Source organism: Trichocoleus sp. DQ-A3 (genome assembly GCF_039961975.1).
Classification (GTDB): Bacteria; Cyanobacteriota; Cyanobacteriia; order Cyanobacteriales; family FACHB-T130; genus FACHB-T130.
On sequence record NZ_JAMPKC010000002.1, the window covers coordinates 568,861 to 584,053 of the forward strand.

At 45.0% G+C, this 15,193-nt stretch carries 12 protein-coding genes and 1 pseudogene; 8 read left to right on the forward strand and 5 right to left on the reverse strand.

Going from position 1 to position 15,193, the window contains the following annotated elements:
• The first annotated feature begins 5 nt into the window (after positions 1-5).
• From lpxD to NDI44_RS05790, 3 genes are all read left to right on the forward strand, one after another.
• Positions 6-1,055, forward strand: coding sequence for a UDP-3-O-(3-hydroxymyristoyl)glucosamine N-acyltransferase (gene lpxD / locus NDI44_RS05780; RefSeq protein WP_190412754.1), 1,050 nt, complete (start codon positions 6-8; stop codon positions 1,053-1,055).
• A 170-nt stretch (positions 1,056-1,225) separates the two neighbouring features.
• A complete protein-coding gene (locus tag NDI44_RS05785; protein ID WP_190412755.1) occupies positions 1,226-1,534 on the forward strand; it encodes a WGxxGxxG family protein in 309 nt (102 codons plus the stop codon).
• A gap of 121 nt (positions 1,535-1,655) precedes the next feature.
• Positions 1,656-1,976 carry a WGxxGxxG family protein gene (locus NDI44_RS05790; RefSeq protein WP_190412756.1) on the forward strand — a complete coding sequence of 107 codons (321 nt, stop codon included), beginning with the start codon at positions 1,656-1,658 and terminating at the stop codon, positions 1,974-1,976.
• Positions 1,977-2,224: 248 nt separating this feature from the next.
• Here NDI44_RS05790 and NDI44_RS05795 read toward each other — a convergent pair whose 3' ends face one another.
• Both NDI44_RS05795 and NDI44_RS05800 read right to left on the reverse strand, forming a co-directional pair.
• Positions 2,225-2,779, reverse strand: coding sequence for a peroxiredoxin (locus NDI44_RS05795; RefSeq protein WP_190412757.1), 555 nt, complete (start codon positions 2,777-2,779; stop codon positions 2,225-2,227).
• 229 nt (positions 2,780-3,008) lie between these two features.
• Entirely contained in the window at positions 3,009-4,094 is a 1,086-nt protein-coding gene (locus NDI44_RS05800) for a fatty acid desaturase (RefSeq protein WP_339380667.1), read from the reverse strand.
• A 166-nt stretch (positions 4,095-4,260) separates the two neighbouring features.
• Between NDI44_RS05800 and NDI44_RS05805 the strand changes: the two genes are divergently transcribed.
• From NDI44_RS05805 to NDI44_RS05825, 5 genes are all read left to right on the forward strand, one after another.
• Positions 4,261-4,470 carry a hypothetical protein gene (locus NDI44_RS05805; RefSeq protein WP_190412759.1) on the forward strand — a complete coding sequence of 70 codons (210 nt, stop codon included), beginning with the start codon at positions 4,261-4,263 and terminating at the stop codon, positions 4,468-4,470.
• 70 nt (positions 4,471-4,540) lie between these two features.
• The gene (locus tag NDI44_RS05810) at positions 4,541-5,443 is read left to right on the forward strand and encodes a retropepsin-like aspartic protease (RefSeq protein WP_190412760.1); all 903 of its coding nucleotides are present in this window, start codon (positions 4,541-4,543) and stop codon (positions 5,441-5,443) included.
• Positions 5,444-5,832: 389 nt separating this feature from the next.
• The gene (locus tag NDI44_RS05815; protein ID WP_190412761.1) at positions 5,833-7,494 is read left to right on the forward strand and encodes a D-Ala-D-Ala carboxypeptidase family metallohydrolase; all 1,662 of its coding nucleotides are present in this window, start codon (positions 5,833-5,835) and stop codon (positions 7,492-7,494) included.
• Positions 7,495-7,838: 344 nt separating this feature from the next.
• The gene (locus tag NDI44_RS05820; protein WP_190412762.1) at positions 7,839-8,453 is read left to right on the forward strand and encodes a gamma-glutamylcyclotransferase; all 615 of its coding nucleotides are present in this window, start codon (positions 7,839-7,841) and stop codon (positions 8,451-8,453) included.
• Between the two features lie 194 nt (positions 8,454-8,647).
• A complete protein-coding gene (locus NDI44_RS05825; protein WP_190412763.1) occupies positions 8,648-9,592 on the forward strand; it encodes a phosphodiester glycosidase family protein in 945 nt (314 codons plus the stop codon).
• 228 nt (positions 9,593-9,820) lie between these two features.
• Here NDI44_RS05825 and NDI44_RS05830 read toward each other — a convergent pair.
• From NDI44_RS05830 to bchH, 3 genes and pseudogenes are all read right to left on the reverse strand, one after another.
• A pseudogene (locus NDI44_RS05830) lies at positions 9,821-10,120 on the reverse strand (DUF433 domain-containing protein).
• Positions 10,121-10,315: 195 nt separating this feature from the next.
• Positions 10,316-11,128, reverse strand: a complete 813-nt coding sequence (locus NDI44_RS05835; RefSeq protein WP_190412764.1) for a short-chain dehydrogenase — start codon at positions 11,126-11,128, stop codon at positions 10,316-10,318.
• 196 nt (positions 11,129-11,324) lie between these two features.
• A complete protein-coding gene (gene bchH, locus NDI44_RS05840) occupies positions 11,325-15,191 on the reverse strand; it encodes a magnesium chelatase subunit H (protein ID WP_190412765.1) in 3,867 nt (1,288 codons plus the stop codon).
• Between the last annotated feature and the right edge of the window lie 2 nt (positions 15,192-15,193).

A 15,193-nucleotide genomic window follows, 5' to 3' on the forward strand; every position in this document is an offset into this window, starting at 1 on the left:
TGCCGATGAAATTTCACGAAATTGTCGAAAAACTGGGTACTACTGCCGCCTGCAATAGTTTGACCTCAAATACAGATTGCAACCCGGAAATTACGGGAGTAGCACCCGTCGATGAGGCTGCCATTGGCACACTCAGCTACATAGAGGGCGCGAAATTTGCGGCTTTTGTGGGAAAAACCTTTGCCAGTGCCTTAATTTTACCGCCGGATGAAAAGCTACAAGCACAAGCATCTGAGCGGGGAATTGCCTGGATTGCGGTATCCGATCCGCGATTAATGTTCGCCGCAGCGATCGCACTTTTCTATAAACCCTTCCGTCCAGCGCCTGGAATCCATCCCACCGCAGTCATTCATCCCGACGCCAAAATTGGTCAAGATGTTTACATCGGCGCTCATGCAGTCATTGAGGCGGGTACAGAGATTGGAAATGCTGTCATCATTCACCCGAATGTAGTCATCTATCCAAACGTGCAGATAGGCGATCGCACGGTATTACACGCTAATTGTTCCATTCACGAACGCACCCGGATCGGCGCAGATTCCGTGATTCATAGCGGTGCCGTCCTCGGTGCGGAAGGCTTTGGGTTTGTCCCCACCCCGACTGGCTGGTTCAAAATGGAGCAGTCTGGCTACACTGTTCTGGAAGATGGCGTTGAAGTGGGTTGCAATAGCACCATTGACCGCCCCGCTGTGGGAGAAACCCGCGTTGCCCACAACACCAAAATTGATAACTTGGTACATATCGGTCACGGCTGTAAGGTTGGCTCTAACTGCGCCTTAGCCGGACAGGTGGGGATGGCAGGCGGTGTTACCGTTGGCAATCGCGTGCTATTAGCCGGACAGGTAGGGATTGCCAATCAAGCGCATATTGGAGATGGTGCGATCGCGACCGCCAAAGCAGGCATCCACAATGATATTGAACCCGGTGCCATTGTTACTGGCGTGCCAGCGATTCCCCACAAAGTATTCCTAAAAGCAGCAGCCATCTACCATCGTCTTCCAGAGATGTATCAAACTCTCAGGCAGCTACAACGACACCTAGGAGACAAGAAATAAAATTTACAGAAATGTATATACGGCTTTAGCCGTATATATTCATCTCCTGTAAAAGGCTTTTTCTATCTCTTGAGTGATAACAAACACAAGCAGGAGTTTCCAGCTATAGAGGGATTTGGATTCTCTTGATACTCGTATAAATTAAGAGTAACAAAAGAGGAGATTCACCCATGAAAAATTCAAACTTGTCTAAACTAATGAGTGCTGGTGTTCTTGCAGCTAGCGTCGCTCTGGTTCCCATGACCCTACCTGCTTCTGCCCAGACTGATACGACTACATCTCCCGGTACCACCAATACAGCTCCTAGCCAAGGCGTAGACAATACAAATACAAATACTGAAGGCGATCGCGGTTTTGATTGGGGTTGGTTAGGATTGTTGGGCTTAGCTGGTTTGGCAGGTCTTGCCGGTCGTAAGAATCACGAAACGACCGCTTACCGCGACCCCAACGAAGTCGGTTCCTCTACTTATCGCCGCTAAAGCTGATTGACAGCTTGTTCGTAGACATTTATTGTCTGTCCGTCACTTTTAAAACCAATTTGCTGGATGTCGTCCTGTTGGAAATCCATCGATTGGAAACATAAGAACAGGAGATTTAAACATGAAAAATTCAAACTTGTCCAAATTGGTGAGTGCTGGTGTTCTTGCAGCTAGCGTCGCTTTGGTTCCCATGACCCTACCTGCTTCCGCCCAGACCGATAATTCAGCTCCCGGTACCACCAATACAGCTCCCGACACCACCACCACTGCTCCGAGTCAAGGCGTAAACAACGCCGATTATGAAGGCGATCGCGATTCTAATTGGGGTTGGTTAGGACTGCTGGGTTTAGCTGGTTTAGCTGGTTTAGCTGGTCGTAAACACGACGACCGTGTAGCTTACCGCGACCCAAATGAAGCCACTTCTTCTACTTATCGTCGGTAAAGTACAACAGAAGTTTCGCCGTAGTTACGTAACATTGACAACTACGTTTTAGAAACAACTTTAAGAATTCCTGGTGGAGACAAACATCCATCAGGAATTTTGTTATTTATGCTTTTTGCTAATATAGCAATCCTCTTGAATGTGCATGAGCTTATCGGGAATACTGACAAGAACTTATTGCCGATTACCGATGATCAGCTTGCACAAACGATGTTGATTTTCACGGCTTTGCTGAGTTATTAGCCGCTTTAGGATGCTGCCTGCAATTCATTGAGACGTACCAAAACCTCGCTACTGTGAATTGCAGGATTGATCCCTGTAAATGTCTCGCGTAGCACTCCCTGTGGATCGACAATGAAGGTATGGCGCATCGAGACAAATCCAATCCAAGAACCGTAAGCTTTGCTCACCTTGCCATCTGTATCAGCCAGCAGTGGAAACTTCAGCTTTTCTGAATCGCAGAACTTGGCATGAGAATCAACAGAATCAGCACTGACGCCAATAATTTGAGTATTTTTATCCAGGTATTTCGGCAAGTCTTGCTGAAATCTGCGGGCTTCTAGAGTGCAACCAGAGGTGAAGTCTTGGGGATAAAAGTAGAGAACCACCCATTTACCTCGGTAATCGGAGAGGGAGACTTCGCCATCGCCGGTATTCGTTGGCAGGGTAAACGCTGGAGCCGATTGATTTACCGTGGGCAGCTTGCCGCCGAGAGCAGCCGCTGATGGTGTAATGCTCAACCAGGTGATGAGGGCGAAAAAACTTGCGAATAGAGTATTGAGGAAGATGCGACGGGAATTCATGATGAAAAGCGAAAACTGAACTTAACATAAGTTTACAGTTTTAATTCGCTCTCCACTTTTATCTGAATATTCCTGGTTAATGGGGGTCGCAGTCTGTCAGGCTTGCCGCGAAGGGTTCATTTACCGTAGAGGCAAGGGCTGAGCGCGTTTGGAATCAAACCATCAAAATTTTAATCAATTAGAGGCGCAAAGCTTTGCGCCTCTACTGCGAACTCAGGAAATGACTGTATTAGTCTTTTTGGAGTTCTTTTTCAGATTTGTAGTAAACCTTCGCCCCTGTATCCGTTACAAAATGGCAAGAAGGGTTAGAGCGTAGGAAGGCTTGGAAAACTGACCGCTCAGATTTTCGGTAGTAATTACCCAAAATGGGTTTAATCGCCTCAGTCGCTGTTTTCAGGTGGTAGTGAGGCATGTTGAGGAATATGTGATGAGCTACATGGGTGCCAATATTATGGTGGATATTATTGATAAACCCATAGTCGTGGTCAATCGTAGATAAGGCACCCTTGAGAAAATACCAGTCTTTCCCACGATACCAAGGAATATCTGGGTCGGTGTGGTGCAGAAATGTTACCAATGCCAGCCAGACAACAAAAACCTCGTAGGGGCCTACATAGTATTTGACCAGCCACATCCACCCCCACTGATAAGTTAACCAGCCCAAGCAACCCAGCATCAGCGTCCAGAGGGTTGCGCTAGTGATGACATCCCATTTTTCGGAGGGTCGAAACACAGGATTACTGGGGAGAAAGTGAGAACCAGGCTTTCCAGGAGTCCCTTTAAACAAGTACAAAGGATAAGCCACCAGTAAGGCTAAGGCATTAAAGCGGACAAATTTTTCATACGCGGGCATCTCCCGATACTGGCTTTCTGTAACGGGATACCAGCTTTCATCCGTGTCAATGTTGCCGGTATTTTGGTGGTGAGTTCGGTGGCTGATACGCCACCCATGATACGGCACGAGGATGGGAATGTGTGCCAAATGCCCAATCAGGTTATTTACCCATTTTTTTCTGGAAAAAGAACCGTGACCGCAGTCGTGTCCGACGACAAACAACGCCCAGAACATTGTTCCCTGCGCCAACCAAAATACAGGCCAAACCCACCAGGAATCCAGATAGCTAGCGATCGCGTAGAGGATGCCGATTATCCCTACATCCACTAGAAAATAGAACAGCGATCGCTTGGTGGAGGGCACAAAGCACTCTGGGGGAATGGCGGCTTTCAAGTCTTGAAGGGTAAAGGGGGGTTCTGAGTCACCCAAATATAATTCTTCTTCGACAGGATTATTTAACTCTATGAGCTTAGATTGCACAAAGTTTCCAATTTTACGTAACTGTAGACCAAAAGGCATTATTCTACAGCCGCGCCATCAGTGCAATTAACGCTATAAAGACCGATTAGTCAAGAGTATGGCTGTTGTTTACCTACAAAATCTATTCTGTGGAAAATGCGGTTGCTCATGTAGCATTTAGTATGGTATGGAACAAATACACTTTGATGCAGCCCTTGATGGAGGGACTGGCTTGAACGGGTTCGCAACTACGGCAAGTCGGGGCAACCAATCGGCTCCTTCTGGCATGGAGAGTTTCCGGGAAGCGATCGCGATTGACAGGTTAAACAGTCATTCAACAAAAAGAAACTGGTTAAATCCGGAAAAATCTACGGAAAAATCTTACCTTAGGGTGTAGTAAGACCCGTCTTGCCAGAAAAGCCGTGTCCTCTCCAAAATCAATTGCTTATAAGATCGGGCGATTAATCATGTGGAAACCCTCTCAAAGCCGTACCACCCTGATTGTTCTATCCAGCTCCCTGGCGTTTGGGATTCTTGGCTGTAATAACGATGCAGCAAGCCCTCCTAGCCCACCAGCCGCCTCAGCCCCAGCAAAGCCTGCTGCTAGCGCAAGTCCCGTGGCGGCTGTTGCCAGTTCTGCTGCGACTCAACCGGCTAAATCTGCCTCAACAGCTAAGCCAAAAGCATCAACGGCGACTAAAAAAACACCCGTTAACCAACCGATTAAGACTGGCCCTGACACTTATAACGAAGCGATTGATACTGCCCTTGGCGCGATCGCGATTAGTGAATCTGCCAAAAGCCGAGATGATTGGCAATTAGTTGCCAGCCGATGGCAAGAGGCAATTGAATTAATGAAAGCTGTGCCAACTTCTAGCCGCAACCATGCGATCGCTCAAAAGAAGCTGCCTCAATACCAGCGCTTTCTAGCCTCGGCTCAGAAACAAGCGGCTCCTCCGCCCAAGCCCAAACCCATTGGACCTGCAATCGTTAACAAACCCTTTTTCACGGTTCCCATCAAACGCCGACAAGGGGACACGATTCCTGTTGTTGACGTGACATTTGATGGCAAAAAGAAATATGAAATGTTTCTGGATACAGGGGCAAGTAAAACGTTGATCACCCGACAGATGGCTTATGACCTAAAGGTGAAACCCGTAGGAATGGCGAACGTGAAGACGGCGAATGGAGTAGCTGGAATATACTTTGGGTTTGTTAATTCGATTCAACTAGGTGGAAATCTCGTCAAAGATGTGCTGGTAGGAATCGGACAACCCGACTTGGACATTGGACTGCTAGGACATGACTTCTATGACGGCTATGACATCACCATTAAAAAAGATGTGGTGGAGTTTCGTCGCCAGCGCTAAAGTAAAGAGCGCGATTTTCAATTGGTTACAGTGGATTTTGACCTCTTCCTACCCCTCCCCCTATAAGGCTACGGTGTACGGACAAAGCGCTCTCAGACCTAACCCCCAACCCCTTCCTTCGTAGGGAAGAGGAGCAGTATTCAAAGCCCCTCTCCGTGTCGGAGATGGGTTTGGGGAGAGGTCAGCCGACTTGTGTGTACACCGTAGCCTTATAGGGGAGAAAGCTAGATTTTCTGGCTTCTCTGTCCGCAAAGCGGACGCTTGGGGCGTCACCGTGCCGTTTAGTTAGCGATCGCACTGATTGATATTTATTCTAGGAATCACTCTGGAAAAGCTTCGGAACGGGTGCCAAAGTCATAGAGTGGTTAAGTGGGTTATCAAAACTGGCTATGCCAACACTGACACCAGACCAGCGCAATTACTACTACCTCTTAGAAGCGGAACGAACTGGCATTCACAAGCCGATTCTGGCAGCGCTTTATCAAGTGCTATCTTCACCGCAGTTTTCGGACGGAGAAAAGGGACTGGGCATCTCCCCAGCGAATCGCATTCCCCTACAGGAGGTGGATTCTTTTCCCAAACAAGTGCAATATGCTGCCAATACTATCCGCAGTTTAAGTAACAATCTGGTCGCTCAGGGGTGGAAAGGAGCGGATCTGTGGGACGTACAAAAAGGGCGCTACAGCGATCGCTTTATTCAAGCTGTGGCTGATGGTTATGCACCGCCAGCAAGCGAACCGACAGCAGCGCGGTTGGAAGCCAGCGATGCCAAGGCGTTACTGCAAGCGTACCTAAAAGACATCGAAACCGATTTCAGTGCGGAAGGCTTGCCCCACAATCTTGCCTACCTGGATAAGGCGCTACTGACCCTAGTGGAGCGAGTTCCAGAATACTATACTGGCTTGCCTCATCAACGGGATGCTGCCCTGGAAGTGGTGCGGATGTGGCGTCAGATGGATACAGAAGAAGCCGCGATCGCGTCTTTGCTGTCTCCTGGCACTGTCATTGGCGATAACTTCGAGGAATCCCAGATGGATGTTCCTCTCAAGCAATTTATCCAGCGAATTTCTCCCAATTACTCCGGTTATCCCTATCAGCGAGAAGCCCTGCTGCGGCTAGCCCAGCTGTGGCGTCAGCTAGAATCGCGGGAAGTTGCGATCGCTTCTTTGAAAAACAACACCTCCGCCGATACAGGGATTAAAATTGTCGATCCGGCCCTGATTGCCTTTATCCAGCGCATTCCGCAGTATTATCAAGCTTCAGGCAACCAACGCAACGCGCTAACTGAATTAGTTCGGATCTGGCGAAAGTTGGACTCTCGCGCTTCCGCGCTGACATCATTGGGAATCGACCCTCTACTGCTGAGTGGCACGACGAGCGATCGCACCAAATTATCGAGTCTTGCTGCCCAACTAGATCGAGAATTGCTGAATTTTGTTCGGCGTCTGCCGATTGAATATAAAGAAATCGACCACCAACGAGAAGCTTTAATCCGCCTGGTTCAACTTTGGCGCGATTTGGCAACCAGAGATCAAGCCATTCGCTCCTTATTTGAGGATCTCAAACGCATGAATCAGGCACGGAAAGATTCTCCGGACGCCGCACCCAAGCCTGTCCCAATCGCTGTCGCCAAGCGTCCCGACAGGTGGACGCTAAGGAATATTCAGCTGTCTGCCCCCATCGTTCCGGATGGCAACTTTACCTGGGCAGAAGCTACCCACGGCGGCACCCGGATGCCTCCTAACCAGGCAACGCTGGATGCCATGATCCGGATTGCGAGACTCGCACAAAGGGCACGCGATCGCATTGGGCGACCCTTTATCATCACTAGCTGGTATCGACCTCCAGCGATCAATCGTGCAGTTGGTGGGGCAAGATACAGCCGTCATATTGTTGGAGATGCGATAGACTTTCTCTGCGAAGGTCTTTCTGGCGATCAACTTTACTGGTCTCTCGACCCTTGGTGGCCCGGTGGTTTGGGTCGTTACACCAGCTTCCCGAACCTGTGTCATCTTGATGCGCGAAGCTATCGGGCACGCTGGCGAAACTAAAGTGAGGCACAGACGTACACAAATGCTCCTTTTTCCATCAATGGTGAGGGGTTAGGGTTAGCTGACAAATCTTTCCGTATAGGTTGGGTTTCCCGCTGTTGAACCCAACCGCAGCCAGTGTTTCGTTGGCTCCGTGCGGGAATGAAACCCAACCTTGTATTTGTACTTCCGCAAGGAAACTCCAAAATATTTGGCTTTTTCAACCCTACCAATCTTTATCCGGTTTCCGGAGGAGAAAACAAAAATTTAATCTACGGTTTGCCTATCGGGATATGAAGGTATACAATAAAAACATTCTGCTAGAATCATGTCCATAGTAAAAACATTTCTATACCTATAGATAGATGAGCGATCGCATTGGACACTTAAAACACACCTGGGTACAATCTCATAATCCTTCACATCCAGCATTGAGATTGCAACAACAGCAACAAACAGAGCCGATGTTCTACTATTTTGCTTACGGTTCTTGTATGTGCCCGGTCGATTTAAAGCGTACATTCGGCGAGAACACCCATAGTTACGTGATTGGTGCTGCCACACTGAAAGGATATCGGCTAGGATTTTATCGTCGCTCAGCGCTTCGTAACTGTGGTGTTTTAGATATGGTAAAAGATCCATCAGCCTCAGTTGAAGGAGTTCTGTATCGACTACCGTGGAGATTGAGCGATCGCTTAGATGAACGCGAAGAAGTCCCTCAAGGCGGTTATCGCCAGGAAATGGTCAACGTTTCCTGCCAAGGTCGGACATATACCAGCGTTCGTACCTACGTTGTCGTTAACAAATTAGCAGAAGAACTCGCCCCCAACGACTGGTACTTCAACGTTGTCCTGCGCGGTGCCTTAACCTGCGGGCTTCCAGAACAGTATTGCTGGCAACTGTTTAACCATATGCATCAGTTACAACAGCGCCATTGGGTCTCATCAGTCTCTAGGGTTCGTTTAGTTAGCGGTAATTGATCGTTCGTCATTCGTCATTAATGATTCGTTTTTGATCAGAAATTCTGAGCAAACACCTAAAAGCTCATGACAACTGACAATTAGCTCGTGTTTATTATTTATTAAAATACTTGTAGGGTGGTTAATTTTCACCCTCATCCTAGGTATTGCTAGGCTTAAAATGTAAACATACATTTTTTGTAAATTCTTGGTGTATGTTTACAAAAGCAAAATTTCTAGCCACATTCTTAGTAATATTTATTATTTTATCTGTTGTTCATGTTTATTCCAAAAATACTTCAACGAGTCCTCAAGTTCAAGCACAAAAAATAATAAGCAGAGAAAATACAGCTAATAATTTATGCGATTGCCAAAGCCAAGAATGCCAATTCAGCATAGAATTTATCAGAACGGATCATCAAGGAAATACAAAGGCTAAAGGGGCAAATTATGTTCTTATTTTTGATCCAAAATCTCCGAAACTAGATTTTAAGGTTAGTCTTGCTTTAGCCCATGAAATTTATGCTAAAGATGCTAAAGGAAGATTCCGCAAAGAATATGTTCCAAAACAATTTCATGAAATTATAGCCGATGATAATGCAAAACTAAATGGCAAAAAACCGATTGCAGCCATTAACGGGGATTATATAGATCCTGAGAATAAACCCCAAGGCTTGAACATTTCGAGGGGGGTAGAATATTCGGGTTTATTTAAAGATAAGCGGTCTTCCTTTGGAATTTCAGAAGGTACAAAAGCGCGAAAAGCGACAATCCAGATTGGGAAAAGAAACGAGCAAAATTTAAACTATAACTTAGTAGGAGGAAATGGAAGATTTTATAAAGATGGAATATTTAAAGATATTTGTAATGACTTGGGAGAATATGCCTGTCAACACGAAACCAGCCGCTCAATGGCAGCGATTACTTCCAAAGGCTATGTAATTTTATTGGTTAACAACGTCGAAACCGATGGACCATTGTATCCTGATAAGTTTGATGATGTCCTGAAAGGAATTTCTAAAAACCACTGTTTAGGAAATATTCAGGAAGCAATGTTATTTGATGGTGGGTTTTCAACAGCTTTTTACTATAACAACAAAATCTATGTAGAAAACTCTAATCCAATTGGCTCAGTTTTCTTAATTTATAAAACCGAGTAAAACTTTATTAAGCTACTTCTCAATTCAAGATACAGCAGTTCCCTATTGGAGCTAGTCAGGTTTAACTTCATCCCGTTCATAGAGAGGTTTTTTTTATATTCCCTCTTGTGAAAGTTCGCGGGTTGGGGTGAGTTTCCAAGTCTATATTGAGCTAAGAGTGAGAACTGCTATAAACGGTACACCAATCTTGTTAAGCGAAGCCTAATTTGTAGCTGCTCTAATTAAAAATTAGATTTTTATAGTAATCCTAAATGATTCGGGTACCCCGTCGGGGTCAAACTTAGCTTCATTTTGCTTGCGTATTTCACTTGCGCGTTTTTGCCGCTGTTGCAAATACACTTCAACTTCTTGCCGATGCCGTCAATAGTAGCTGATTACAGCATAAATATTCGCTAACTGCAAAGAAGGATATTGAAACACAATTTCCTCAGCAGTCGCCCCGGAATTGAAAGCAGCTACAACTGTATCTAATGTTACCCGTGTTCCGCCCACACGCACCAAACTATGAGCGTTTACTTTTAAAGGAATAGTTCTGCACTAATTGTTGAAAGTGTCATAGCACATTCACCTTAGTTATTGTTTTGGTTATAGATATATTTTATGACTTTTGCAAAACTAATATTTATAGGAGGAGAGATCGCGTCTCTCCAAATCTTCCTTATGAGTTGTTATTGTGTACGGTGAAACAGCAAGCGAAGCGGCGGGTTGCGCTTCGCTAACAATTCACTTAAGTTCATTATGGATTTCAGAAAGTAGTTTTTCTACTTCTTTGGTTTTTGCTTCTCTATTCGATCTTTCCAACTTCTCATCCAAAATTAGTTCTATTCCAATTTTGACTGCATCAAAATATTTTAAACATTCCTCCTCGCTTAACTCATGGATTCCTTTACTTAAAATAGAATAGATAATTCTATTTCTAAATAAAAAATCTGGCAGAAATTCTTTTAGTAACCCTATTTTTTCATCCATTCTACTCCTGCAATAAGTTTCCTCATTCCATGAATCTTTTTTTATTTCTATTGCTTCTTGATGAGCTTGTTCAACTAAATCTTCAAATATTCTTCTTAAATAAACAAAAGAACCAATTCCAACTCCATGGCTTACAAGACCAATAGCCTTACTCAACTCATTATACTTTTTTGTACTTAAAATTTTTTTATACTTACCAATTTTATTCAAAGTTAAGTCAGCAATTGAAGGGGCTTGTCCAAACTTTTGGATTTTCTCATTGTACACTTTAAAGCAAAAATCTATTCTATGGCTTGCATTTCTAGAACATTTATAAACATTACAAAATATTCTTTCGGAAAAGGCATAAGTCTTTTTGTACTCAGTCGTACGTTTCTCAAAGTCGTGTATAAAAGTGCTATCTTTTTTGCACTCTATGCAATATGCATCAAGAGTTTCTCTAAAGAATTCGACATCTAGAACTTTTGGCCAGTTCTCTCCAGTTATATCAAATGTTTTGTAAAGAGGAACTCTAAAAAAGAATTCAAGAGAAGATGGAAAGTCGTTATTCTGATTAGTATCTACCATTTTTTATCCTTCACAATCACGATAAAATACTTAAAGTTGCTTTAATCAAAACTAATATAGCGTTTCCTCTGTGGGTGGAATATATCGCGATTCTGACGTTCGATCGACCTTGGTAGGGACATGGTATCGCCTTGTCCCTACAGATGTATCGCACCGAATCAAGAATTTCTATATATCCCTAGCATATTATTTATGATTAATCAACAGTAACGCCTTCAATTTCCGCCTCCGATAGCTCATACAATTCACGTAGCTTCTGTAATTTTTCCTCATCTGGTTGCCAGAAACCCCGCCCATTTGCTTCGATCATTCTGGCGACAATATTGCGGAAAGCTTCGGGATTTGCTTCTCGCAATTTTTTCGCCATTTCTGCATCTAAAGCATAGGTATCTGCTGCTTGTTCGTAAACCCAATCATCGGTAAAATCAACAGTCCCTCCCCAACCAATTAACGCTGTCATACGTTGGGAGATTTCATAAGCACCACCGGAACCTTGATTCGCCATTGCTTCTGCCCATTTGGGGTTCAGCAATTTGGTACGATACTCCATACGAAGTAAATCGTCTAAGTTGCGGGGAGTGGTGTCTTTAGAGAAGCTTTCGACGAAGCTGGCGCTAACTTTTTTACCACGTTGTTTTTCTGCGGCTTTTTTCAAGCCGCCAGTGTTGGCGTAATATTCTTGAATATCGGTAAGACCATATTCAACCGAGTCGATTTCTTGGACAATGCGATCGCTTGTTTGCAACAACTGCGTCAGCACTTCCGGTCTAGCTTGTCCTTTGTCTTTTCTACCGTAGCTGAAGACATTGCGATCGCGCCAAGTATCGCCCAATTCATCGCCAGATTCCCAGTTACCATCGGTTACGCGATCGTTCACTAACGAACCAAAATCACCGGCGGGGTTAGAAAATAATCGCGCTGAGGGATTGTCTATACCTTGAGATTTCAACGCTAAAGCGTGTTTGCGGATAAAATTTTGGTCTTCCGGTTCCTCAGCATCAGCGGCACGTTGAAACAAATCATCCAATAATTCAATAATGTTGATAAAGGTATCGCGAAAAATTCCTGAAAGATTCCCCAACACATCAATACGCGGATGACCGACTTCTGCGATTGGTTTCAATTCATAACGGACAATTCTTCCCGTACCTTCCTTAACAGGTTCAGCACCTACTAATTCCAGTAAAATTCCCAGAGATTCGCCCTTTGTTTTAATGGCATCCAATCCCCATAACATTACCGCCACAGTTTCCGGATAAGAACCCTGTTCCTTAAAATGCTGATCCATAATCTTTCTAGCAACTTCTCGACCCCTTTCGTAAGCGGCTGGTGAAGGCATCCGATAGGGATCTAAAGCGTGAATATTCCTACCCGTTGGCAACACACCAGCACCATCCCGCAACAAATCACCACCCGGTGCAGGCGGAATATATTCACCATTAAGTCCCCGCAACAGATTAGTAAGTTCGTCGCTGTTTTGTTGCAATAAATCGCGAATTTTTATTGCTTCATCTATTAAATCTGGAAAATTAGGATTGATGCGAAATCTAACATATGGATCAGTTTTGGTTAAATATTCCCAGTGTGCTGACAATGCTGCCTGTTTGTCTTCGCCTTTAGCAACTGCTTCAATAATGTCTTTTGGCAATTCAAAGTAAGCATCTAAATAGCTAATTAGCCCTTCTGGAGTTGGTGGTTCCCCCAGCGTATGCAAACCAGATGAGAAAAGACGATTTTCTAGAACTTGCAGATATTCATACAGTTTTACTAAATAAGAATTAAAAACATCTGCACTGAACAGTCTGGCATTCTCAGGAGAGAAGTCAATACCCAAGCGTTTAGCATCCTCAAAAGGACAATCTGCATCCAAACCCGTATCTACAATCTTTTTACAAATCGCTTCCTTGAGGGCGTAATTTTTTTGCGAGTCTTCCCGATACTCCGCGATTAAATCGCGCAGCGACACCAATTCTTTGTACAATCCAGCACGACCATAAGGCGGCACATTATGGGAAATCAGCACCCCGTAGCCGCGACGCTTTGCCAACATTGATTCAGAAGGATTGTTCGCCGCATAGATATATAGATTGGGGATATTTCCTAGCAGAATATCAGACCAAGAATAGCCCGTATTACCGAGCGGAGATCCGGGCAACCATTCAACCGTTCCGTGCATTCCGAAGTGAACGACAGCATCAGCTTGAAAGTCGTTTTGCAACCACTTATAGAAGGCGGCGTACTGAGGATGAGGTGTTAAATCGCGCTCAAAGATTAGCCGCATCGGGTCGCCGGAAATTCCCAAGGGTGGCTGTACGCCTATCCAAATATTTCCTAGTTGTATCCCTCCAATTTGAAATTCATCTCCATAAGTTTTGATGCCAGTTCCAGTGAGGGATTTCCACTGTTTTTCGATGCGAGTCGTTAGCAAATATCCCAGCCAATTTTCTAAGGTTTTAGCGTTAACGCTTGTACTTCCCTGAACTCCGCCGTCAACGGAGGTGAATGATCTTGCCCCCTCCCCGTTCACGAGGAGGGTTGGGGTGGGGTTCTCATCCGCTTCTTTCACCAGGCGAATTAATTCTTCCCCATCTTCCGGTAATTTTCCGACGTTGTAGCCTTGGTCTTTAAGGGCGTGAAGGAATTTAATAAGACTTCGAGGTACATTCAATAAAGCCGCTGTCCCCGTCGCCCCATATCCAGGCGGAAAACCATATAAAATTACGGCAATTTTACGTTCAGCCGTTGGCTTTTGTCGCAGGGAAATCCATTTTTTCAACCTTCCAGTTAAACGTTGAACTCGTTCTGGAATCAGATAAATATCTTCTCCTACTAATCCACCGAGGGGAACAGGATCGATTGCCCCATCCAGTTCTGGCAAAGCATATAAAACAACACTTTGTAACCCGCCCACACCCTGCCGCGTCCAAGAATGGATATCTTGAATTAGTAGCGGTGCAGCGACGATATAGGGTACATTCTTGGCAGTTAGAATGCGTTTTGCTACTTCCACTTGTCGCCCTGCTTCCATTGACCCCGCAGGGCCACCGACCAGAGGAAAGCCAATCGTAGAGACAATTGCATCTACTAGAACCGCATCTTCGGACAGAGATGAAGTTTCAAGATTACCGAGTTGTCGCTGTTGCATTTCGTAGTCTGTGGTCATCCAATCCCGCACCGCCACATGACCTTCGACGCCGTTGATAAAGATTGGCAAAGGTATCAACCCAGCTTTCTCAAAGTGGCGAATTAATTGGGAAATGTAAGGCTGTGTGGTGATTACGTGCTTGCGATAAAGCAGAATGCCGACAACTGGGGATTGGGAATTGGGAATTGGAAATTGGGAATTGGAAATTGGTGAATTCTCTTTGTTTTTATCTTCTCCTTTGCGAAGCTGTCGATACCATTCCAAATACGCCCTTGGAGATTCAAAAAAGCCTTGATAATCGGGATGCAGTAATCCCATATTTGGAGTTTCAACTGGCGGCGGAATTTCTCCTACCTTTAACTGCAAATATTTCTCTGCCAGCGCCCAGAACATGGACGCGACATTTTCTGTTCCACCAGCGTTCCAATAACCGTAAATAATTAGCCAGTTGCGTAAGTCTTGCACTTTTTGCACTGGCACAAATTTTAATAATTTTGGCCCAACTTTTAAAAAGCTAATATAACCGGCAAGTTTGTCTTCTTCTCGCCCGTTGCTGAATTTGTCGAGAATAAATTTAACTGGCTTGGGCATCCCCTTGGGTTTGTCGCCAATTTTGAACGCGCCTATCTGAGTGAGGCTCATCAATTCCAAGGCTGACTCGAAAACGAGGCGAATCGGAATATTTTGCACCCTTTGGCGCAACCACATGACTTGGTCGTAATCAAATAGCAGACTGCCAAAAAAGACATCTGCCCCTTGGAGTGCGGCTTCTACGGCGTCTGGTTCCGTCGTGAGGGCGCGATCGCTAAACACCCGAATATCCAACTCCGGACACCTAGCCTGAGCCAAATGAGCTGCCTTCCGGTACAAGTCAGCGTTGAATGATTCAAACCCAGCAATTAGAACAATGCGTTTCATGC